This window comes from Bacillus sp. LM 4-2 (assembly GCF_000978495.1).
Taxonomy (GTDB): domain Bacteria; phylum Bacillota; class Bacilli; order Bacillales; family Bacillaceae; genus Bacillus; species Bacillus subtilis.
The window spans coordinates 1,258,087-1,280,407 of record NZ_CP011101.1; the positions used below are offsets into that span (position 1 = coordinate 1,258,087).

The window sequence follows — 22,321 nt, forward strand, 5'->3', positions numbered from 1 at the left end:
CAGTTCCAACTGATGAAGAGTAAATCGAAATGGCTACGAAAGAAGGAGTTTTTGTTGTTGGCAAAAAGAATCAAATGGTTTCATGTATTAATAGCAGTTGTATGTGTGGTGGGCCTTATCGGCTTTTTCCATAATCATTCATTGAAAAAAGAAACGGTCATGAATAAAGTAAGAACTGATTCTCAATATGGGAATGTTGAGATCGCAACGCTTGTGAATGACGGGAAAACTTTTAATTACGCGGTTAACTATCCCGTTTTCAAAAATGAAAAAATGGATTCGGCATTAAAAAGATTCGCAGAAAAAGAGGTTCGTCAATTTCAAAAGGAAACAAAGGACGTTGACCAAGAGCATACGACAAAACGCAACGAATTAAATGTTGATTATAAAATTGTCCATTATGCCAAACAGACAGTGGCGATTGTATTTAATGAATATAAATACATCGGCGGGGCACACGGGCAAACCGTGAAAAAAACGTTTAACTATGATTTTAGTAAACAAGCGTTTCTTTCCATTGATGATATTTTCAAAGAGGACGCTGACTACTTACATAAGCTTTCGTTAATCGCTTATCACGAGCTGAAAAAGAATAAGGACATTGCCGCGGACGATGCACTGTTAAAGGAAGGGACGGCTCCGAAAAAAGAAAATTTCAGCCGCTTTGCCATCAAGGAGGATTATATCGAACTTTACTTTGACACATATCAGGTTGCAGCAGGCTATCTTGGAGAGCAATCGATTGCCATTAAGAAAAGTCTTTTGAAAGACATTCTGAAAGAACAATATATTGATAAAGCAAAAAATAAAAATAAAATCAAAGAACAAAAGCCGAAGCATGAAGTGATTTCTTTACCCAAAGAGGAAACAGTTGATCCAAATCAAAAAGTCATTGCGCTTACTTTCGACGACGGCCCGAATCCTGCGACAACAAATCAGATTCTAGACTCCTTGAAGAAATATAAGGGTCATGCCACGTTTTTTGTTTTGGGGAGCAGAGTTCAATATTATCCGGAAACGCTAATAAGAATGCTGAAAGAAGGAAATGAGGTGGGGAACCATTCATGGAGCCATCCGCTTCTCACAAGGCTTTCAGTGAAAGAAGCGTTAAAGCAGATCAATGATACGCAAGACATCATTGAAAAAATAAGCGGATATCGTCCGACGCTTGTAAGACCCCCATACGGCGGCATTAATGATGAACTGCGGAGTCAAATGAAAATGGATGTTGCGTTATGGGATGTTGACCCGGAAGATTGGAAAGACCGTAACAAAAAAACAATTGTTGACCGTGTCATGAATCAGGCGGGAGATGGAAGAACCATTTTAATTCACGATATTTACCGCACCTCTGCTGATGCGGCCGATGAAATTATAAAAAAGCTCACCGATCAAGGCTATCAATTGGTGACAGTTTCTCAGCTTGAAGAGGTTAAAAAACAAAGAGAAGCGAAATAAATTAAAAAAGGCTGTCCGTACGGACAGCCTTTTTTCTATTTAATAAGAGCCTGTGGTGGCCCAAACATTTAAGTTTGGTCCTGAATACTTGCCAAAAGCGTAAGAAGTCCTTGGATCTAAATCATATACCATCGGTGTATAGCAAGACTTTTGGCCGGCCACCGCTTTTCCATTGCCGCCTGCAGAATCACAATTATATCTCTTTCCGTCCGTGTTTCGGGTAATCTCCGCATTTGCTTCAAAGCCAGACGTCAATGTATTATTCATCGTGATTTTTGCCCAAGCCGTTTTACATGTACTGCTGAATTTAAGCTCGACTACTCCGATGACTTGATTGCTGGCATTCACTAAGTTTGAGGATTTTTTTGTAGAGCCGCTGGACGCACAATCATTGTAATAAGGGCTTTTTCCATCGTAGGCATGGGTTTCCGCATTGGCGGGTACTCCTTTGACGGCAAAAACAAATACTACTGCGAATAACACCAATGAAGCCTTCATAAACAGTCTTTTCAATTTATGACCTCCTTAATATGGCAAACAATAAATCATATGGAGGAACAATCAAAACATGCATGCTTTTTTGTGAACAATAAAGGCGGCCGGGAGGATGGAGTTCTTGGCCGCCTTTGATGTGAGGTTAAACTTTTACATCAATGGTTTGTCCGAGAGTCGGATGCTGAATCATCTTTAAGGTTTGATCGGCATTTTGCTGGGCGGTATCCAGCATTTTTTTCGTTAAAGCGATATTAACATTCTGGGCAAGGGATGCTTGATGCATTGCAACTGATAAAGCAGGAATATCCATCGTTCCACCTCCTATGCCTTACCTATCGGCGGCTTTGTATCATTTTACAGTGAAAAATGGCTTAATTTTCGCTGTTGACCCCTACGCTGCGGCATATCGTATGTTTTTGACAAGGAGGGAATCAGGATGAATCTTGTAATGGAAAAGACCTTTGAGCAATACGAAAAGCTGTTTTCAATGGAAGAACAGAAAAGAGAAGATGAATTTCGGTATACGATGATGAGGCCGTTTGAAAAGATGTGGACCGCCATCCAAGTTCCGCTGAAAGCGAAGGAGCCAAACGGCTATGATGTGATCATGGCTGCGAAAATGCTTGGCTATTTGGATGTCCGTGATGCTGAAAGTGGGCAGAAAGCACTACAAATACTGAAAGAATCACATGTTTCAGAGACAGCTGAGTCTGCACTTCGGCAATGCATATTTTTTGCTGAGCGCGAACAGCTGCGGGTGAATGCAGAGGAGATCAAATTCGGCCTTTATATCGCTGATCCAAATAAACTTCAGCTGCAAAAAGGCTACTGCGGGTTTGGCGGGATACCGGGCTTTATTCATGTATGGCTTGATCCGAACCGTTATAACCTGCCAAGGATTCCTTCAATTATTGCTCATGAGTTTCATCATAATGTGCGGTTTTCGTATATAGATTTTCATCATGGCTCTGTAAGTGTCGGGGATTATCTTGTGATTGAAGGATTGGCGGAATCATTCGCCAGAGAGCTGTTTGGTACGGAACGATTGGGCCCTTGGGTAACTCGTTTTGATCATGAAGACTTGCAATATTCCATTGATGTGATTAATGAGGTGCTGGATGTGAAAGGATTTTCGGAAGTCAGCCGTTATATGTTTGGTGATCCAATTGCTAACGACCAAGGCTTTAAGCCTGCAGGTTTATCGGCTTTTGCGGGTTATGCAGTTGGCTATCATGCCGTTCAGTCATTTATGAATCAACATCATATCACGATAAGCGAGGCCACACGTTTGGATGCGAAGACCATTATTTCTCAATGCGGTCTGTTTTCTACATGAAAAAAGCGTCACATACAGCGGCGCTTTTTGATTCCCAAAACCAGCAGTTCTATGGCGGCACAGGCGGCAATTCCGATTGTATATGCTTCGATATCGCTCCATAAAAAACCGTACCCTAGTACAAGCCCGCCAAGAGAAGTATCTCTAATCTGGTCGATCCATTCGGCATGATAGAGCTGGCTGAATTCAATGACAAAACAGAAAGAAAGACTGATAATGCCCGTTATCATTGTCTTCAGCTTCCGAAATAGAAATCCGCATCCCGTGAAGATCATGGCGGCCCACAACGAGTCTCCCAGATAAGTATTGAGGGTATCAGGAAGAACACTGGAGAATGCTCTGGATCCAAGCCCCAGCCCAATGATCAGTATGGTGAAAACTGCATATATCCAACGATTTCGCTTCATTGCGAATTGATACCCCGTCTCTGCTTCATCTCCCTGTATTGTAAGGAATATAGCTTTTATTTGTCCACTAAAAAAGCGGCTGAATAGCCGCGTAGGGTGTTTATTTTGCTTTTAGGTTTACATGGTCGGCTGTCTGATCCGTGCCTATTACAAAATGGAGTTCATAGCGGCCTGTATCATATACATAATCGATTTCATCGGTAAACGGGACGGTTAACACCCGATTTACTGGTCCTAATTGCTTCTGCAGCACTTCCGGCGTAACTCCGCCTAAATTCAGCTGCCGTTCCACACCGGTTCCAAAGTAGCGGATTTCTGAAATTGTCATGTCTTTATGATAGGAAAATCCGTAGCCCGGCTGTCCCATATTCCAGTGATATAAATCAAATCGATTGTCTCCCCCGACTGGTCTTTCCGGTTCCCCAAACGCAGCGTGGACATCCCCTTTTGTGCTTTTGTTAATGGTAAGGCCTTGCGCCTGCTGAGGCATTTCCCCTTTATAGGCGGTGTTATAGAGGTTTTTGACAAGCTCAGCGGCTGATTGATTCGTGTTTTCTGAGAGTGTGTTTGTTTGAGCTGCGGCCTTTGCCGGTGCTGAAAAGGACGCAGCCCCAAAGCCGGTAAAACAGCTTGTTACTGCTGCTGCCGCGGTTATAGCAGACATTGTCTTTTTCATGTTAATCCCTCCTAATTGATCTACCATTCCGTTTCCCCGTGTTTTTGCAACGAAACATGTGAGTGCGCTTTGTATGTTTTATTGAGTTGTTGTAAGGGAACTGAAATAGGTAATTCGGTATATAAAGCAAGAAAGGGGAATGGAGATGGCTGGCAAGAAAACAATCACAATAAACGGCGTTGAAATGGAAGCGTCCGAGGAACAGACGGTGCTGCAGCTTTTGAATAACAGCTCGATTGAAGTGCCGCAAGTTTGCTATCATCCAAGCTTAGGGCCGATTGAGACATGTGATACGTGCATCGTCAGCATCAATGGTGAGCTGAAGAGGTCGTGCTCCGCTGAATTAAAGGATGGGGATGTCATTGATACGCTCTCACCTGACGTGAAAAAAGCGCAGGTCATCGGGATGGACAAGATTTTATATAATCATGAGCTTTATTGTACAGTTTGCGATTACAACAATGGGGGATGCGAAATACATAATACGGTGAAGGAAATGAAAATCAATCACCAAAGCATTCCGTTTGATCACAAGCCATACCATAAGGATGAATCCCATCCGTTTTATCGGTATGATCCAGATCAATGTATATTGTGCGGACGCTGTGTTGAGGCATGCCAAGACGTTCAGGTAACTGAAACGCTGACCATTGACTGGGAGCGGAAACGCCCGCGCGTCATTTGGGATAACGACGTGCCGATCAATGAGTCGTCATGTGTGTCATGCGGCCATTGTTCAACGGTCTGTCCGTGCAACGCGATGATGGAAAAAGGAATGGAAGGGGAAGCCGGATATTTAACAGGCATCAATAACGAAACGCTGCGACCGATGATCGAGATCACGAAAGGCGTAGAGACAGGCTACGGCTCGATTCTCGCGATTTCTGATATGGAATCGGCCATGCGTGATGAACGAATCAAAAAAACGAAAACCGTCTGCACGTATTGCGGCGTCGGCTGCAGCTTTGATGTCTGGACAAAGGGCAGAGACATTCTGAAAGTAGAGCCGCAGGAGGAAGCGCCTGCCAACGGCATTTCTACTTGTGTGAAAGGCAAGTTCGGCTGGGATTTCGTTAACAGCGAAGAACGCCTGACAAAGCCGCTGATCCGTGAAGGCGATCATTTCCGTGAAGCAGAGTGGGAGGAGGCGTTATTGCTGATCGCCAGCAAGTTCACTGAATTAAAAGAGGCGTTTGGCCCGGATTCTCTCGCTTTTATTACATCTTCTAAATGTACAAATGAAGAATCCTATCTTATGCAAAAGCTGGCCAGAGGGGTCATTGGCACAAATAATGTGGACAACTGCTCTCGCTATTGCCAATCTCCTGCGACTGCCGGCCTGTTCCGGACAGTCGGCTATGGCGGTGATTCAGGATCAATTACAGATATCGCGCAAGCGGACCTTGTTTTGATTATCGGTTCGAACACGTCTGAGTCGCATCCAGTCTTATCCACTCGGATTAAACGGGCTCATAAGCTGAGAGGGCAGAAAGTGATCGTCGCGGATATCAGAAAGCACGAAATGGCAGAGCGCTCAGATTTATTTGTCCAGCCGCGTGCCGGATCGGATATCGTCTGGCTGAATGCGATCGCCAAATATTTAATAGAAAACGGCAAGGCCGATGAACGATTTTTGAGAGAAAGAGTGAACGGACGGGATGAATATGTAAAAAGCCTCGCGCCGTACACACTTGAATATGCTGAGGAGAAAACCGGGATTGATCAAGAAACCCTTATCCAAATGGCAGAGATGATCGGGCAAGCTGACAGTGTGTGCGCATTGTGGGCGATGGGCGTGACACAGCATATTGGAGGAAGCGACACGAGCACGGCGATCTCTAATCTGCTGCTTGTGACAGGAAACTACGGAAAACCGGGAGCAGGTTCTTACCCATTGCGCGGCCATAACAACGTGCAGGGAGCAAGTGACTTTGGGAGTATGCCTGACAGACTACCGGGCTATGAAAAAGTGACGGACGAACAAGTCCGCCAAAAATACGAGCGTGTGTGGGGTGTGCCGCTGCCGAAGGAGCCGGGTATGACCAACCACGAAATGATTGAAAAAATCCATTCCGGACAGTTGAAAGCGATGTATGTAAAAGGTGAAGAAATGGGCCTTGTCGACTCCAATATCAATCATGTACACGCTGCATATGAAAAGCTTGATTTCTTTGTGGTGCAGGACATTTTCCTTTCACGTACAGCGGAGTTTGCTGATGTGGTTCTTCCTGCGAGCCCGAGCCTTGAAAAAGAAGGAACGTTTACAAACACAGAACGCCGGATTCAGCGTTTGTATCAGGTATTTGAACCGCTGGGTGAATCAAAGCCGGATTGGCAGATTATTATGGAGGTTGCCAATAAGCTTGGCGCCGGCTGGCTCTATGAGCATCCTGCAGACATTATGGAGGAAGCAGCCAAGCTGTCGCCGATTTATGCCGGTGTCACCTATGAACGTCTTGAGGGCTATAATTCCCTGCAATGGCCTGTAAACGCTGATGGAAAGGATTCGCCTTTACTCTTTACAGAGCGCTTCCCTTTCCCAGACGGCAAGGCCATTCTCTACCCTGTCCAGTGGACAGAGCCTAAGGAATTCGGTGAGGAATATGATATCCATGTCAACAATGGGCGGCTCTTGGAGCACTTCCACGAAGGGAACCTGACTTACAAATCAAAAGGGATTTCGGAGAAAACACCGGAAGTGTTCTTAGAAATTTCTCCTGAGCTTGCGGCAGAACGAGGGATTCAGGACGGAACCCTCGTCAGACTCACATCGCCTTTCGGAAATGTCAAAGTGAAGTGCCTGATTACTGATCGAGTCAAAGGGAAGGAAGTATATCTGCCAATGAACGATTCAGGGGAAGCGGCGATCAACCTGTTAACAGGCAGCCATGCCGATAAGGATACCGATACGCCTGCTTACAAAGAAACATCGGCCAAGATGGAAATTTTGAAGCACGACGGAATCAGCCCGCTGCCTAAGATCAACCACCGCAACGGCAATCCGCAGCCGCAAATCGGTGTGCAGGTTCATAAGAAATGGGCGCGGAAGGATTATATTTTCCCTGGTGACGCTGTGAAAAGGGGGATGGGCCATAATGGCTAAAGCGATTAAACGAATCCAAAAAATCGAGGTAACAGAAGAGGATCAGCGAAAGCGTGATTTGCGGGAAATTGAAGATGCTCTAATTGACCACAAAGAAGCGATTCTCGAAACATTGCATATGCTGGGCCATATGAACGAGCGCGGGGTCCTGCCGTTGCTCCGCGGCCTTTTTGGTCAAGGGGATAAAGTTCTTGATATCCTGGTGAAAAAGGCAGATACAGAGGAAACAGCCAATACGCTGAAAAATCTGCTTCTTCTGTTTGGAACACTCGGCATGCTGGACGTGAAGCAGCTGGAGCCTCTCATTTTGAAAGTGAATGCGGGTGTGGCAAGCGCTGTAGAGCAGAAAAACAGTGAAGAAAAGACAGGTTATTTTGATATTATCCGCTCGCTAAAAGACCCGGAAATCAACAAATCAATTACACTGCTCTTTTCCTTTTTAAAAGGAATGGGACAAGATACAAAGGAGCTGGAACGCACGACGCAGCCTCCGGAACACCAAAAACATCATCAGGAACCCCGAGAGAAAAGAGGAATGAATAAGCGAGATTGACCTCCCACCCGAGCGGCTTCAGCCAGCTCGGGTTTTTTGATGAAAAGGTCTAATGGACTAGTAAAAAATATTCAAATACTAGGAAGAAGTAAGATTGTGATGAATGAGATAGAAATAATCGTTACTTTCTTACCTGTTAAGAAAAGGAAAAATCTGATTATAATAGAAATCGATTACTTTAGATGGGGGAACAATCATGAAAAAAGTCTTATTACTATTATTTGTCTTGACGATCGGGTTAGCGCTTTCTGCGTGCAGCCAATCGAGCGATGCGTCAGAGAAGGAAAAACCGAAAGAGAAAAAATCGCAAGAAGAGCTTGAAAAGGAACTTGATAAGGAATTGAAAAAAGGCGGTGAGCCGAAGACCAAAAAAGATGATCAAATACATAAAATAGGAGAAACATTTAAAGCAGGACATACGAATTTTACAGTGAATAAAGTTGATAGAGTGCAAAAAGGTGAATATATGAATGTTGGCGGAGCTGTAAATGAGGAGACAAAAACAATAAAAGATGATGAGGAACGGCTTATTATAGAAGTTACGATGGAAAATATAGGGGAAGATTCAATAAGCTACAATTTTATCGGGTTTGATTTAAGAGATAAGAATGATCAATCAGTGCGGCCTGTTTTTTCTATAGAAGAGAAGGGCAGAATCCTTATGGGAGGAACACTAGTATCGGGGAAAAAGGTTACAGGTGTACTCAGTTATGTCATCCCTAAAGGAGAACAGAAACATTACACACTGGTATATAATCCGTTTTTAGCTGATACAAATAGCAGTAATACAGAAGAGAGAGTAAAGGACGATATTGATTACTTGGTGAAGTTAGATTAGATGCTAATTTACAGTTGCACGTTTTTCATCTGTGGAAAACGTGCATTTTTTATAGCGAAACTTGACTTGAAAGGATGAGTGATAAAAGTGCAAACCAAATGGCTGGAACGGGCACAGCGGATTCGGGCGATCGCCCAAGCGGGGCTTGCTTTTTCCAAGGATGTGTACGACAGGGAGAGGTACGAAGAGCTAATGAAGCTTAGCGCGGAAATGATGGCGGATTACTCGGAGAAGGACATTGAAGTTATCACTGATTTATGGCAAGGCGAGAAGGGCTATCCAACACCGAAAGCGGATGTTCGCGGCGCTGTATTCAGAGAGAATCAGATTTTGCTTGTCCGGGAGAAGCATGATGAGCTGTGGTCGCTGCCGGGCGGATTTTGCGAGATTGGTTTATCGCCGGCTGAAAACGTTGTCAAGGAAATCAAAGAAGAGTCGGGGTACGATACAGAGCCGTCTCGATTGCTGGCCGTGCTAGACAGCCATAAACACTCTCATCCCCCTCAGCCTTATCACTATTATAAAATCTTCATCGCATGCAGCATGACGGACGGGCAGGGGGAAACAGGGATCGAGACGAATCATGCCGCTTTTTTTCCGGAAGACAGACTCCCGCCGCTTTCTCCTAAACGAAACACACCCTCACAGCTTAGCATGCTGTTTGACTTTTTGCGCCATCCGGACAAGAAAACGATATTTGACTAAAAAAGAAAGAGCCTGTGGGCTCTTTCTTTTTTATAATGTAATGTGTTTTTCGTTGGCGAGTTTCAGAAGGGTCAAAATAGAATCGGCTTGTTTATGGCCGAGTTTTTGCTTTAATTTGTTTTCTTCAACTAATCGGCTGCCATAAATTTTGACGGAGGCTTTGTCGACGACAGTATGCCAGTTTTCCTGTTTTTTTCCCTCAACAAGCGGTTTTTCATGTCTCTCAGAAAAAGAGAACACAAAGAGTACGAATGCAAGTGAAAGTAGGATTCCGACAACTTGTTTTTTGTAATCAGTCTGTGCTGCCACGTTGTTCTCTCCTTCACCTTTTACCTTCTATTTAATCATAGAACCAAATTATTTTACATAATGGGAAAGTCATTTTTGGAGTTAGTGCATTTGGTTGAAAACAGAGACGTTTTTTGAGCGGAGCGGTGCAATTGAATCCATATTGGATTTGCGTGCTTATGCCTAAGGTCACGTTGTGAGCCAAAACAGCAGTGCAGAATAGAAAAAAATTGAAAGATTATGGTAAGATGAACGAAATTCGAGGGGGAATATATGATGCCTGCATCGAACATCGTGATCGCCTGCCTGCTGTTATCAATTTAATTATTTGTGGTAGTCCCTCTCTTTTTCGAAAGCGGGAGGTGAAGTGGAACATTAATTGCTGAATTCTTTCAAGGGGAGTGACCGTACATGAATGTGTTAAACCGCCGGCAAGCCTTGCAGCGAGCGCTGCTCAATGGGAAAAACAAACAGGATGCGTATCATCCGTTTCCATGGTATGAATCGATGAGAAAGGATGCGCCTGTTTCCTTTGATGAAGAAAACCAAGTGTGGAGCGTTTTTCTTTATGATGATGTCAAAAAAGTTGTTGGGGATAAAGAGTTGTTTTCCAGTTGCATGCCGCAGCAGACAAGCTCTATTGGAAATTCCATCATTAACATGGACCCGCCGAAGCATACAAAAATCCGTTCAGTCGTGAACAAAGCCTTTACTCCGCGCGTGATGAAGCAATGGGAACCGAGAATTCAAGAAATCACAGATGAACTGATTCAAAAATTTCAGGGGCGCAGTGAGTTTGACCTTGTTCACGATTTTTCATACCCGCTTCCGGTTATTGTGATATCTGAGCTGCTGGGAGTGCCTTCAGCGCATATGGAACAGTTTAAAGCATGGTCTGATCTTCTGGTCAGTACACCGAAGGATAAAAGTGAAGAAGCTGAAAAAGCCTTTTTGGAAGAACGAGATAAGTGTGAGGAAGAACTGGCCGCGTTTTTTGCCGGCATCATAGAAGAAAAGCGAAACAAACCGGAACAGGATATTATTTCTATTTTAGTGGAAGCGGAAGAAACAGGCGAGAAGCTGTCCGGTGAAGAGCTGATTCCGTTTTGCACGCTGCTGCTGGTGGCCGGAAATGAAACCACTACAAACCTGATTTCAAATGCGATGTACAGCATATTAGAAACGCCAGGCGTTTACGAGGAACTGCGCAGCCATCCTGAACTGATGCCTCAGGCAGTGGAGGAAGCCTTGCGTTTCAGAGCGCCGGCCCCGGTTTTGAGGCGCATTGCCAAGCGGGATACGGAGATCGGGGGGCACCTGATTAAAGAAGGTGATATGGTTTTGGCGTTTGTGGCATCGGCAAATCGTGATGAAGCAAAGTTTGACAGACCGCACATGTTTGATATCCGCCGCCATCCCAATCCGCATATTGCGTTTGGCCACGGCATCCATTTTTGCCTTGGGGCCCCGCTTGCCCGTCTTGAAGCAAATATCGCGTTAACGTCTTTGATTTCTGCTTTTCCTCATATGGAGTGCGTCAGTATCACTCCGATTGAAAACAGTGTGATATACGGATTAAAGAGCTTCCGTGTGAAAATGTAATAGATAAGGAGACTGGAGATTCATGAAAAAGTACCATATTTCGATGATCAATATCCCGGCGTACGGACATGTCAATCCTACGCTTGCTTTAGTAGAGAAGCTTTGTGAGAAAGGGCACCGTGTCACGTACGCGACGACTGAGGAGTTTGCGCCCGCTGTTCAGCAAGCCGGTGGAGAAGCATTGATCTATCATACATCCTTGAATATTGATCCTAAGCAAATCAGGGAGATGATGGAAAAGAATGACGCGCCCCTCAGCCTTTTGAAAGAATCACTCAGCATTCTGCCGCAGCTTGAGGAGTTATATAAGGATGATCAGCCTGATCTGATCATCTATGACTTTGTTGCGCTGGCTGGTAAATTGTTTGCTGAAAAGCTTAATGTTCCGGTCATTAAGCTCTGTTCGTCATATGCCCAAAATGAATCCTTTCAGTTAGGAAATGAAGACATGCTGAAAAAAATAAGAGAAGCAGAGGCTGAATTTAAAGCCTACTTGGAGCAAGAGAAGTTGCCGGCTGTTTCATTTGAACAGTTAGCTGTGCCGGAAGCATTAAATATTGTCTTTATGCCGAAGTCTTTTCAGATTCAGCATGAGACGTTCGATGACCGTTTCTGTTTTGTCGGCCCCTCTCTCGGAGAACGGAAGGAAAAAGAAAGCCTGTTGATTGACAAGGATGATCGCCCGCTTATGCTGATTTCTTTGGGTACGGCGTTTAACGCATGGCCGGAATTTTACAAGATGTGCATCAAGGCATTTCGGGATTCTTCATGGCAAGTGATCATGTCGGTTGGGAAAACGATTGATCCAGAAAGCTTGGAGGATATTCCTGCTAACTTTACCATTCGCCAAAGTGTGCCGCAGCTTGAGGTGTTAGAGAAAGCTGATTTGTTCATCTCTCATGGCGGGATGAACAGTACGATGGAAGCGATGAACGCAGGTGTGCCGCTTGTCGTCATTCCGCAAATGTATGAGCAGGAGCTCACTGCAAATCGGGTTGATGAATTAGGCCTTGGCGTTTATTTGCCGAAAGAGGAAGTGACTGTTTCCAGCCTGCAGGAAGCGGTTCAGGCTGTATCCAGTGATCAAGAGCTGCTCAGCCGCGTCAAGAATATGCAAAAGGATGTAAAAGAAGCTGGCGGAGCGGAGCGTGCGGCAGCTGAGATTGAAGCGTTTATGAAAAAATCCGCTGTCCCGCAGTAAAAACATAAAAACCGAAATCAATTTGATTTCGGTTTTCTGTTTAAATATTTTTTTTCATCCCGCATCTCCGGCATTCTCTAAGAAATTTTCCGCCTTTTACAGAGCTTTTGAACAGTGTGTAATCACAGTTGTCGCAGCGCCCGCTGCGGGCATCCGGATATTCATTGAATTCGTAAACAATCGATGTATCGTAGCCTTTTGTTTCATATTCTTCTTTTTTGGTTTCCATGTCGATCCTCCGTTACAAGACGTGTCTGCTGTTTATCTTACAGCAAGCTTCCGGCGTATTCAATGGATTTTAGGAGGTTGGGTTTATCTTGATTTCTCCCTTGGTTTGCGCCAAAATAGCTTTATTAAGCTTATATACATAAAAAGCCTATGCAAAGAGGAGAGGAAACGGGTATGGGAAAAGGGTTACTTGGAAAACGCGTGGCAATCGGTGGCTCACGAAAAACGGAAGAAATTAGTACAATCATTGAAAAACAGGGCGGAATACCTGTCATCCGGCCTCTCCAAGGTACAGTTTACTTAGCAGAGAAGCAGGTGGAGCCGGATTTGCGGACGTTTGCGGAAGAAAAAGCTGACTGGGTCATTTTCACGACAGGCATCGGGTTGGAGACTCTTGTCGATATGGCAGAGAAAATTGGACTGAAAGATGAGTTTCTGCAGGCCATTCGCCAAGCGAAAGCGGCATGCCGGGGATACAAAACGCTGTCTGCGCTGAAAAAGCTTGGAATCACACCGGAAGCTTCGGATGAAGACGGGACAACAAGAGGCTTAATCCGTTCCTTGGAGCCTCACGACTTTTCAGGAAAAACAGTCATGGTGCAGCTTCATGGCGAAAAAGCGCCGGCTCTCATGGCATTTCTTGAAGAAAAAGGCGCGTCTGTCCTGCCGATTCTGCCTTATCAGCACATCCCGCCGGAGGAGGAAACGGTGGAGCGGTTATGCCGAGAGCTGATGAACGATGAGGTCGATGCCGTTTGTTTTACAACGGCCATTCAGGTTCGTTCCCTGTTTGATTTTGCCAAGGGGCGAGGTTATATCAATGAAGTGAAGAAGGTATTCGAAGAACGCGCCATCGCAGCTGCTGTCGGAAAAGTGACTGCTGAAGCACTGCGGGAAGAGGGCATTACGAGACTGCTTGCGCCAGAGATTGAGCGGATGGGTGCGATGATTGTTGAGCTGGCCAAGTATTATGAAGAAAAGGAATAACAAGTACAAAAAGCCGCTTTTCCCTCGGAAAGCGGCTTTTGTCTGTCATTCATTCTGCTTCAGCTGCTGATGAACGGTGAATAATGATGGGTATGTCAGCACGCTTAAGATTACACAAGTCAGCGCGGCTGAGGCCATCGTTGTAAACACGATTAAGAGTTGAAAGCGTACTGCCTGAATCGGGTCCGCGCCGGCTAGAATCTGGCCTGTCATCATGCCGGGAAGCTGGACAAGACCCAGTGTTTTCTGGCTTTCGAGCGTCGGGATCATACTCATTTTCATCGCTGAAGTAAGAATGCGCTGTATGGATTGCTTCGGTGTGCCGCCAAGTGACAATATTAATTGAATTTCTTCTTTGCGAACGCCGGCTTCTGAGTTAAGCCGGTTTAGAAACAAACTCGAGAGCACCATCGAATTTCCGATGACCATCCCGCTGATCGGAATGACATATCGTGCCGTAAGCGGAATGATATGAAGAGACAGCAGAATTCCCTGCGTCACAATTTCTACGATTGCTAACGCGGCAAACACTCTCCAAAACGAACCGATTGTATTTTTCTTTCGCTTGATGACATTTTGTGCCGCCACCGCGAGCATTAACAGCACCATCAGCAGGATAAAAACAGGGTGGTCTCCGCGAAAAATCAGCGACAAAACATAACCGATGATAAGCAGCTGCACCGCGGCCCGGATGGTGGCAATGATCATGTCTTTTTCTACCCCGGCTTTAAAGGATTTTGATAAAAACAAGGCGATCAATACAAAGATCATCGTTAAAGAGAGAGAAAGGTAATCCATTACCGGGTCCCTCCCTTCAAAAATTCTTTCGCTGCTTCATGCTGCGGAGCGGAGAAAAATGTGTCGGTTTCAGCGATTTCAAGCAGCCGGCCATCTGCCATAAACCAAATGGTATCGGCTATTCGTTTTGCCTGCTCCATATTATGAGTGACCCACATGACTGTCCATTTTTTCTCTTGATGCTGACGTTTGATCAGTTCTTCAATCTCAAGAGCAGAGACCGGGTCCAAGGCCGATGTGATTTCGTCCAACAATAGAATGGAGGAAGGATTTGAGAGCGTTCTGGCCAGTGACAGTCTTTGCCGCTGCCCGCCCGATAAGTCTCTGGCGCTTCTGTCTAACAGCTCTGGCGGCAGCCCTGCAAGAGAAGCCAGCTTTTCAGGAGAGTACAGCTGGGATTGATGCAGCCTTTGTACAAGACTTAAATTGTCACGCACTGTCCCGTCGAGCACGGGAGCCGATTGAAACGCGAGGGCTGCCGTTCGCCTCAGCTCATTGACATTCCATTCTCTGACTTCCTTTCCGTATATGTTGACTTCGCCGCTGTCAGGCGTTCTCATTAAATTACACATAGAAAGGAGGGTGCTTTTGCCTGAGCCGGAAGGACCTAAAACGGCTACGATTGCGCCCTGTTGAATGTCTCCGGTGACATCCTGCAGCACATCATAGGTTTGTCCATCTTGTTTATAGCTTTTTCTGACTGATCTGAAGGAGATGGCTGGTATGTTTTGTGTTTGATCGTTTGCTTCCATTACAATAATCACCTTTCAATATAAGTAGGCTGACATTATATTTAACTATAACGTGAAACAGATTCCTTTTGGTAGCACAAATAAAGGAGAACAGGCTTTCACCCATTCTCCTGCAGATGCTACGCAGTCAGATTTGACTGTGCTTTCTTTTTCGGTTTTCTCGGCTGTGAAGCGAAGGTATGTAACATCATCCCCGCTATTATAATGAACAAACCGGCAAATGATAATAGAGATGGGAAAACGCCTGACAGCAGAACAATTTCACCAAGCAGCGCGAAAATCACTTCACCGGATTGAGTGGCTTCAACAGCTGCGAGTTTTTGCGGATTGTCTCTTACCATATCAGTAGCCCAGAAAAATAAAACCGTCGCAATGATGCCTGAGCTGACGGCAACGATAAAGGATTGAACGGTTTGACTTGCTGTTGGAAGGCCATCTGACCACCAGCCGTAGGCTGCTAATATAAGCCAGAATGGAAGGCTTGCCAATGTCATTCCAAGCACGCGCTGAAATGTATCAAGCCGGCCTCCGTATTCTTCGAGCATTCTCCTGTTTCCTAACGGATAGGCAAAAGCCGCAATGACAACCGGCAGCACACTGAAAAGCAGCATCCTCCCAGAAAGCGATTCTGCATGCTGAAGCTGAATCAGAGCCGCTCCAATCAGGATGATCACGGAAGTGCCAAGTGAAACCAGGGGAATCTTTTGGCGAACGAGCTGCGGACCGCCGGGCATATCTTGTTTGACATAAAACAAAGGAGATAAGAGCACCCCGGCTACAATTGTTATTTGCCAGGTTCCGGCTATGAGCCAACCCGGACCGTATGCAGCCGCAAATGTAATCGGCGCGTAAAAAAGCACGAAGCCGACGAAGCTCCATTTGATCCAATAAAACGGCTTTTTCCTCATCTCTAGTAAGAGAGGCGTGAATGTCCCTCTCATGATGACAATCAAACATAAAAACGGCACCATAAAAATAAAGCGCAGCGAAGAGCTCCAAAGCCAGCTGCCTCCTGATAACTCCATCGCTCTGTTTAATATAAAGGTAACGGCGAAAAAGAGTGAAGCCAATATTCCGATAACGATAGCTTTCATGATATCCCTCATTCTGGCATTATTTTTTTATACTATACTATTCGGTATCATGCAGATCAATGGAATCATGAGAAAAACATCATGTTTTGCGAACCGCTATGTGTGGAAGACAAAAAAGGGAGGTGTAATTGATGGAAAAAGAGACACAGACATACTTCTTTCGGGATGACGGCAGGATTCCGAATCACCCTGATTTTCCGCTCGTGGTGTATCAAAACGCGCTTAAGGACACCGGACTGGCAGAGCGGATCGTCATCCGGCATGGCTGGTCAAACAGCTGGTCAGGGAGTGTTTTTCCATACCATCATTATCACAGCAATACGCATGAAGTCCTGTTTGCCCTTAGGGGAGAGGCTGTGATTCAGTTTGGGGGTGAAAAAGGGGCTGCCATCCCTTTCAAATCAGGCGACGCAGTCGTGATTCCAGCCGGAGTCGGACATAAAAAGCTCAGCTCAAGCCCCGATTTTACTGTCCTTGGCGCCTATCCCGGTGGCGTTCAGTACGATATGAAGACGGGGAAGCCGAATGAGCGGGAGGAAGCGGTCAAACAGATTAAGCAGGCGGCGTTGCCGGCGAATGATCCGATCACAGGAAAAAGAGAGCCTCTATTGGAAATATGGGTAAAGTGAAGGGGGGGAAATTGCTGGATTGTCAAAAACTAGTGTCGCAGAAACGATATGACATGAGCTCCATATAAATTAATTTCATAATCGAAGCAATTCACGTTCAAATTTTGTTCAAAAAGTGTTATCATATAGAAGGTAATCGAATTGGAGTTTTTTGTGTTTGCTATTTTCAGAGAGAGTAAAGGATTTTGACTTATTCAATTGTTTATTTTTAGATAAAAATAATACTGAATATGGCAAGATGAAAAACTGGGTAGTAAACATTTATTTTTGTAAATGATTGTGCATGAATTCACAATCCTTATTCTTATGCCTTAAAAGCGTGAGACAGGGAGAGGCACTACCCTTTCCAAAAAAATCAGCAAACTGCTTATAGTAAAGGAGAATTGGATATGCCAGAAACAATCGATCAAACAAATGCGTCTGTCAGCCAAAGCCAGCAAGATCTTATTGATCAGCTATTAAAGCCAGAAGTTCAAGAATCATTGACTGTTTTAGTTGACCAGCTTCCGAAGCTGACTGAGTTAGTGAATATTTTAACGAAGTCTTATGATTTCGCTCAGTCTGTAGCGACTGACGAAGTGTTAAAGAGCGACACAGTCGGTGCGATCACTGAAATTCTCGAGCCTGTAAAAGAAACAGCGAAAGAAGTAGCTGCGACTGCGATCGAAGCAAAAGACCGCGCGGAAGCAAGCAACGAAACAATTGGACTTTTCGGCCTTCTTCGCATGCTGAAAGATCCTCAAGCTCAAAAGCTGTTCCGTTTTGCTAACAGCTACCTTGAAGTCATGAACGAACGCGAAAACCAAAAATAATCTCAGATTCAAATTGATATAAAGGACGGAGGATATACGATGTCAAAACATATTGTCATTCTAGGCGCTGGTTATGGCGGAGTTCTTTCTGCTCTAACAGTTCGCAAACATTACACAAAAGAACAAGCACGCGTGACAGTGGTAAACAAATACCCAACTCACCAAATCATTACGGAATTACACCGCCTTGCTGCAGGCAACGTGTCTGAAAAAGCGGTTGCAATGCCATTAGAAAAACTTTTCAAAGGCAAAGACATTGATCTTAAAATTGCGGAAGTAAGCTCTTTCTCTGTTGATAAAAAAGAAGTTGCGCTTGCTGACGGTTCTACATTAACTTACGATGCGCTTGTTGTAGGTCTTGGTTCTGTAACGGCTTACTTCGGCATCCCAGGTCTTGAAGAAAACAGCATGGTATTGAAATCTGCTGCCGATGCGAACAAAGTCTTCCAACATGTTGAAGATCGTGTGCGCGAGTACTCTAAAACGAAAAACGAAGCAGATGCAACAATCCTTATCGGCGGAGGCGGCTTAACAGGTGTTGAGCTTGTTGGTGAGCTTGCTGACATCATGCCGAACCTTGCGAAAAAATACGGCGTAGACCATAAAGAAATCAAATTGAAACTTGTTGAAGCAGGTCCGAAGATCCTTCCTGTTCTTCCGGATGATCTTATCGAGCGTGCGACTGCAAGCCTTGAAAAACGCGGCGTTGAGTTCTTAACAGGTCTTCCTGTTACAAATGTAGAAGGAAACGTAATCGATCTGAAAGACGGATCTAAAGTTGTTGCCAACACATTTGTTTGGACTGGCGGCGTACAAGGTAACCCATTAGTCGGTGAATCAGGCCTAGAAGTGAACCGCGGACGCGCGACTGTAAATGACTTCCTGCAATCTACATCTCATGAAGATGTATTCGTTGCTGGAGACAGCGCAGTTTACTTCGGTCCAGACGGCCGTCCATACCCGCCAACTGCACAAATCGCATGGCAAATGGGTGAGCTGATCGGTTACAACCTATTCGCTTACCTAGAAGGCAAAACGCTTGAAACATTCAAGCCAGTAAACTCTGGTACACTTGCAAGCCTTGGACGCAAAGACGCGGTTGCCATCATTGGTGCTAATTCTACACCGCTTAAAGGTCTTCCTGCTTCCTTGATGAAAGAAGCAAGTAATGTACGATATTTGACACATATTAAAGGACTTTTCAGCCTGGCTTACTAATCCTTTTAATGAATCTGGCATTGCCAAAAGCATTCCTTTCCGAGTGCTTTCTGGCAATGTCTTTTTTTATGTTTATGACAGCGTTAACATTTCATTTTCAAAAAAGAGATTGATCCCAAAGGAATATAAAGGTAAAATAAAAACAAATCAAAATGTTAACGTTAACATTTTTGAAATAGAATGAAAGACGGTGAGGACATGGAACCCTTCATGGGCAAAAACTTTTTATTGAAAAATGAAACCGCTGTCAGCCTCTATCACAATTATGCGAAAGACATGCCAATTATTGATTACCACTGCCACTTAAGTCCGAAAGAAATCTATGAAAATAAGACATTTCAAAACATCACGGAAGCCTGGCTGTATGGTGACCATTATAAATGGCGCATCATGAGAGCCAATGGAATTGAGGAGACATACATTACCGGAGATGCGCCTGATGAGGAGAAATTTATGGCTTGGGCGAAAACCGTGCCGATGGCGATTGGCAACCCGCTCTACAACTGGACTCACTTAGAATTGCAGCGTTTTTTTGGCATTTACGAGATTTTAAACGAGAAGTCCGGGTCGGCTATATGGAAACAGACAAATAAACTGCTCAAAGGGGAAGGCTTCGGGGCAAGGGATTTAATCGTGAAATCAAATGTAAAGGTCGTGTGCACCACAGATGACCCTGTTGATTCTCTTGAATACCATTTATTGTTAAAAGAAGACAAAGACTTTCCTGTCAGTGTGCTGCCTGGATTTCGGCCGGATAAAGGACTTGAGATCAATCGTGAAGGCTTTCCTGAGTGGGTGCAGGCGCTTGAAGATGCCGCTGCCATATCGATTACAACCTATGATGAGTTTTTAAAGGCGTTGGAAAAACGAGTGCGATTCTTCCACTCAGCCGGCGGCAGAGTTTCTGATCACGCGATAGATACAATGGTATTTGCCGAAACAACAAAAGAAGAAGCTGGACGGATTTTTTCTGACAGATTACAAGGAACAGAGGTTTCTTGTGAAGATGAGAAGAAATTTAAGACATATACGCTTCAGTTTCTTTGCGGTTTGTATGCGGAGCTCGATTGGGCGATGCAGTTTCATATCAACGCTTTAAGAAACACGAATACAAAAATGATGAAAAGGCTCGGACCTGATACAGGGTATGATTCAATGAACGATGAAGAAATTGCTAAGCCTTTATACAAGCTGCTGAACTCAGTTGAGATGAAGAACCAGCTGCCGAAAACGATTTTATATTCACTGAATCCAAATGATAACTATGTCATCGCCAGCATGATCAACAGTTTTCAGGACGGTATTACCCCGGGAAAAATACAATTCGGCACAGCCTGGTGGTTTAACGATACTAAAGACGGAATGCTCGACCAAATGAAAGCGTTATCAAATGTTGGCCTTTTCAGCCGTTTTATCGGCATGCTCACCGATTCCAGAAGCTTTCTTTCGTATACGCGCCACGAATATTTCAGGCGGATCGTCTGCAATTTGATTGGAGAATGGGTGGAAAACGGCGAAGTGCCGCGCGATATGGAGCTTCTGGGAAGCATCGTTCAGGGGATTTGCTATGACAATGCGAAACACTACTTTCAATTTCAAGAAGAGAAAGCAAACGTGTAACAAAGTGTCCGCTCAGTATCGCTGAGCGGATCACTATCCGAAAATTCTTAAGACACAGAGGTGGAACATGCGAACTGAACTGGCAAATAAGGTTGTGTCGGTCGAAACGGAAAAAAGGCTTTCATTGAAAGAGAAAATGTCCTATGGCTTTGGTGATTTTGGCAACGGTTTTATGTTTGATCTCGGCCAGATTTATTTATTGAAGTATTTCACTGATGTAGCGGGAATCCCCGCTGCGATGGCCGGCGGCATTTTTTTAGTCAGTAAGCTGTTTGCAGCGATAACAGATCCAATTGTCGGCTCATCAATCGATTATCGCAAAAACATCGGCAAACGGGGGAAATTCAGGCCTTATCTATTAATCGGCAGCATCGTGCTTGCGGTGCTTACTGTTCTTATTTTTCTGTCTCCCAATGTATCAACGACCGGAAAACTGATATATGCATATGCATCCTATATGATTTGGGGCATCGGCTATTCGTTTGTGAATATTCCGTACGGCTCATTAGGGGCAGCGATGACTCAAAATTCTGAGGACCGGACCTCCATTTCGACGTTCCGCCAAATCGGATCACTTGGCGCCTTGTTTATCACAAGTGTGGCCGTGATGCCGCTGCTCGTCAAGTTTGATAATCCGAAGGTCGGCTACCCGGTGGTCATGGGCTTGTTCGCCGCGCTCGGTGTGTTTTGGTTTTATATTTGCTACCGCAACTGCAAAGAGCGCATTATCATATCGGAAGCACCCAAAGAAAAATTAACACTCTCATCTGTCGTCAAAACATTTATTACAAATAAACCGCTGTTAACCCTTGTCCTGATGACGATTTTTTCAATTTCCGCATACAACATTAAATCCGCCATGCTCGTCTATTTCGCACAATATAACTTGGGCAATGTTGAATTAATGGCTTATATGAACTTCATCATTATTGGTTCTTCCTTTTTGGGCGTCGTATTCCTTCCAAAGCTCGTCAAGATGTTTGGAAAGAAACGAACGGCAATGATCGGCTTTGGCATCAGTGTGGCCGCGGATCTGATCAACTTTATGCTTCCATCTAACGTTTATGTGTTTACAATTCTCGCCAGTATCGCCTTTATCGGAATCAGTATCCCAAATGGCATCACGTGGGCTCTTGTCTCCGATATTATCGACTATGGCGAATGGAAATCCGGTGAACGGAAGGAAGCAACGACATATTCACTTTTCAATTTCTCAAGAAAGCTTGCTCAATCTTTGTCTGGCTTTCTCTCGGGGATCGGTTTGGGGATTATCGGCTATGTGCCGAATGCAGTCCAGACAGCACAGGCGCTGATTGGCATCAAAGCGCTGCTTCTTCTGTATCCGGCCATTGCTTTGGCATTAGCGATGTTCATTATCGGCTTTCTTTATAAACTCACAGACCAGCAGCATGCTCAGATCGTTCAGGATCTTCATCAAAAGAGCTGACAATATAATATAAAGAATATTTAAAATAATTTGTAAATAAAATGTGTTTGTAGGGGTTTCGCTTGGAGAGTGCC

Annotated in this window: 23 protein-coding genes; 14 read left to right on the forward strand and 9 right to left on the reverse strand. The window is 44.7% G+C overall.

Going from position 1 to position 22,321, the window contains the following annotated elements; genetic code table 11:
- Positions 1-54: 54 nt before the first annotated feature.
- Complete coding sequence (gene pdaC, locus bslm_RS06390) at positions 55-1,458, forward strand: peptidoglycan-N-acetylmuramic acid deacetylase PdaC (protein ID WP_003245023.1); 1,404 nt, start codon at positions 55-57, stop codon at positions 1,456-1,458.
- Positions 1,459-1,497: 39 nt separating this feature from the next.
- Here pdaC and bslm_RS06395 read toward each other — a convergent pair whose 3' ends face one another.
- Complete coding sequence (locus tag bslm_RS06395) at positions 1,498-1,971, reverse strand: YjfA family protein (protein ID WP_052728185.1); 474 nt, start codon at positions 1,969-1,971, stop codon at positions 1,498-1,500.
- 124 nt (positions 1,972-2,095) lie between these two features.
- Complete coding sequence (locus tag bslm_RS20570; protein ID WP_015252312.1) at positions 2,096-2,263, reverse strand: YjfB family protein; 168 nt, start codon at positions 2,261-2,263, stop codon at positions 2,096-2,098.
- 126 nt (positions 2,264-2,389) lie between these two features.
- Between bslm_RS20570 and bslm_RS06400 the strand changes: the two genes are divergently transcribed.
- On the forward strand, positions 2,390-3,289 hold the full coding sequence (locus tag bslm_RS06400) for a DUF2268 domain-containing putative Zn-dependent protease (protein ID WP_046380950.1): 900 nt from the start codon (positions 2,390-2,392) through the stop codon (positions 3,287-3,289).
- Between the two features lie 8 nt (positions 3,290-3,297).
- On the opposite strand, the gene bslm_RS06405 is transcribed toward bslm_RS06400, so the two are convergent.
- On the reverse strand, positions 3,298-3,696 hold the full coding sequence (locus bslm_RS06405; protein WP_009967034.1) for a ribosomal maturation YjgA family protein: 399 nt from the start codon (positions 3,694-3,696) through the stop codon (positions 3,298-3,300).
- Positions 3,697-3,796: 100 nt separating this feature from the next.
- A complete protein-coding gene (locus bslm_RS06410; RefSeq protein WP_003245827.1) occupies positions 3,797-4,372 on the reverse strand; it encodes a YjgB family protein in 576 nt (191 codons plus the stop codon).
- Positions 4,373-4,517: 145 nt separating this feature from the next.
- On the opposite strand from bslm_RS06410, the gene fdhF reads away from it, so the two are divergent.
- From fdhF to bslm_RS06430, 4 genes are all read left to right on the forward strand, one after another.
- Positions 4,518-7,475, forward strand: coding sequence for a formate dehydrogenase subunit alpha (gene fdhF, locus bslm_RS06415; RefSeq protein ID WP_003245240.1), 2,958 nt, complete (start codon positions 4,518-4,520; stop codon positions 7,473-7,475).
- On the forward strand, positions 7,468-8,028 hold the full coding sequence (locus bslm_RS06420) for a helical membrane plugin domain-containing protein (protein ID WP_003232799.1): 561 nt from the start codon (positions 7,468-7,470) through the stop codon (positions 8,026-8,028). The genes fdhF and bslm_RS06420 overlap by 8 nt, the downstream gene beginning before the upstream one ends.
- 196 nt (positions 8,029-8,224) lie before the next feature.
- A complete protein-coding gene (locus tag bslm_RS06425; RefSeq protein ID WP_003244850.1) occupies positions 8,225-8,866 on the forward strand; it encodes a DUF4352 domain-containing protein in 642 nt (213 codons plus the stop codon).
- Positions 8,867-8,944: 78 nt separating this feature from the next.
- Complete coding sequence (locus bslm_RS06430; RefSeq protein ID WP_010886490.1) at positions 8,945-9,571, forward strand: NUDIX hydrolase; 627 nt, start codon at positions 8,945-8,947, stop codon at positions 9,569-9,571.
- 30 nt (positions 9,572-9,601) lie between these two features.
- Here the strand turns inward: bslm_RS06430 and bslm_RS06435 are convergent, their stop codons facing one another.
- The gene (locus tag bslm_RS06435) at positions 9,602-9,880 is read right to left on the reverse strand and encodes a hypothetical protein (protein WP_003232791.1); all 279 of its coding nucleotides are present in this window, start codon (positions 9,878-9,880) and stop codon (positions 9,602-9,604) included.
- A 390-nt stretch (positions 9,881-10,270) separates the two neighbouring features.
- Between bslm_RS06435 and yjiB the strand changes: the two genes are divergently transcribed.
- Positions 10,271-11,461: a monooxygenase YjiB gene (gene yjiB, locus bslm_RS06440; RefSeq protein WP_003232789.1), complete on the forward strand. Its 1,191-nt coding sequence runs from the start codon at positions 10,271-10,273 to the stop codon at positions 11,459-11,461.
- 22 nt (positions 11,462-11,483) lie between these two features.
- On the forward strand, positions 11,484-12,662 hold the full coding sequence (locus bslm_RS06445) for a glycosyltransferase (protein ID WP_003232783.1): 1,179 nt from the start codon (positions 11,484-11,486) through the stop codon (positions 12,660-12,662).
- A gap of 40 nt (positions 12,663-12,702) precedes the next feature.
- Here bslm_RS06445 and bslm_RS06450 read toward each other — a convergent pair whose 3' ends face one another.
- Positions 12,703-12,891, reverse strand: a complete 189-nt coding sequence (locus bslm_RS06450) for a DUF8096 family protein (RefSeq protein WP_003232781.1) — start codon at positions 12,889-12,891, stop codon at positions 12,703-12,705.
- A gap of 173 nt (positions 12,892-13,064) precedes the next feature.
- On the opposite strand from bslm_RS06450, the gene bslm_RS06455 reads away from it, so the two are divergent.
- Positions 13,065-13,877 carry a uroporphyrinogen-III synthase gene (locus bslm_RS06455; protein ID WP_003245334.1) on the forward strand — a complete coding sequence of 271 codons (813 nt, stop codon included), beginning with the start codon at positions 13,065-13,067 and terminating at the stop codon, positions 13,875-13,877.
- 45 nt (positions 13,878-13,922) lie between these two features.
- Here the strand turns inward: bslm_RS06455 and bslm_RS06460 are convergent, their stop codons facing one another.
- The 3 genes from bslm_RS06460 to bslm_RS06470 all read right to left on the reverse strand — a co-directional run bounded on the left by bslm_RS06460 (position 13,923) and on the right by bslm_RS06470 (position 16,521).
- A complete protein-coding gene (locus tag bslm_RS06460) occupies positions 13,923-14,675 on the reverse strand; it encodes an ABC transporter permease (protein WP_029726247.1) in 753 nt (250 codons plus the stop codon).
- The gene (locus tag bslm_RS06465) at positions 14,675-15,427 is read right to left on the reverse strand and encodes an ABC transporter ATP-binding protein (protein ID WP_003232774.1); all 753 of its coding nucleotides are present in this window, start codon (positions 15,425-15,427) and stop codon (positions 14,675-14,677) included. The genes bslm_RS06460 and bslm_RS06465 overlap by 1 nt, the downstream gene beginning before the upstream one ends.
- A 119-nt stretch (positions 15,428-15,546) precedes the next feature.
- The gene (locus bslm_RS06470; protein WP_033884360.1) at positions 15,547-16,521 is read right to left on the reverse strand and encodes a DMT family transporter; all 975 of its coding nucleotides are present in this window, start codon (positions 16,519-16,521) and stop codon (positions 15,547-15,549) included.
- 131 nt (positions 16,522-16,652) lie between these two features.
- Between bslm_RS06470 and bslm_RS06475 the strand changes: the two genes are divergently transcribed.
- From bslm_RS06475 to bslm_RS06495, 5 genes are all read left to right on the forward strand, one after another.
- Positions 16,653-17,150 (forward strand): cupin domain-containing protein, encoded by a 498-nt coding sequence (locus tag bslm_RS06475; RefSeq protein ID WP_038427606.1) that lies wholly within the window; start codon positions 16,653-16,655, stop codon positions 17,148-17,150.
- A gap of 389 nt (positions 17,151-17,539) precedes the next feature.
- Positions 17,540-17,962: a helical membrane plugin domain-containing protein gene (locus tag bslm_RS06480; protein WP_003220510.1), complete on the forward strand. Its 423-nt coding sequence runs from the start codon at positions 17,540-17,542 to the stop codon at positions 17,960-17,962.
- Between the two features lie 39 nt (positions 17,963-18,001).
- Positions 18,002-19,180: an NAD(P)/FAD-dependent oxidoreductase gene (locus bslm_RS06485; RefSeq protein ID WP_003232765.1), complete on the forward strand. Its 1,179-nt coding sequence runs from the start codon at positions 18,002-18,004 to the stop codon at positions 19,178-19,180.
- 198 nt (positions 19,181-19,378) lie between these two features.
- A complete protein-coding gene (uxaC, locus tag bslm_RS06490) occupies positions 19,379-20,800 on the forward strand; it encodes a glucuronate isomerase (protein WP_003245001.1) in 1,422 nt (473 codons plus the stop codon).
- 67 nt (positions 20,801-20,867) lie between these two features.
- Positions 20,868-22,247, forward strand: a complete 1,380-nt coding sequence (locus bslm_RS06495; RefSeq protein ID WP_003245721.1) for an MFS transporter — start codon at positions 20,868-20,870, stop codon at positions 22,245-22,247.
- The last annotated feature ends 74 nt before the right edge of the window (positions 22,248-22,321 follow it).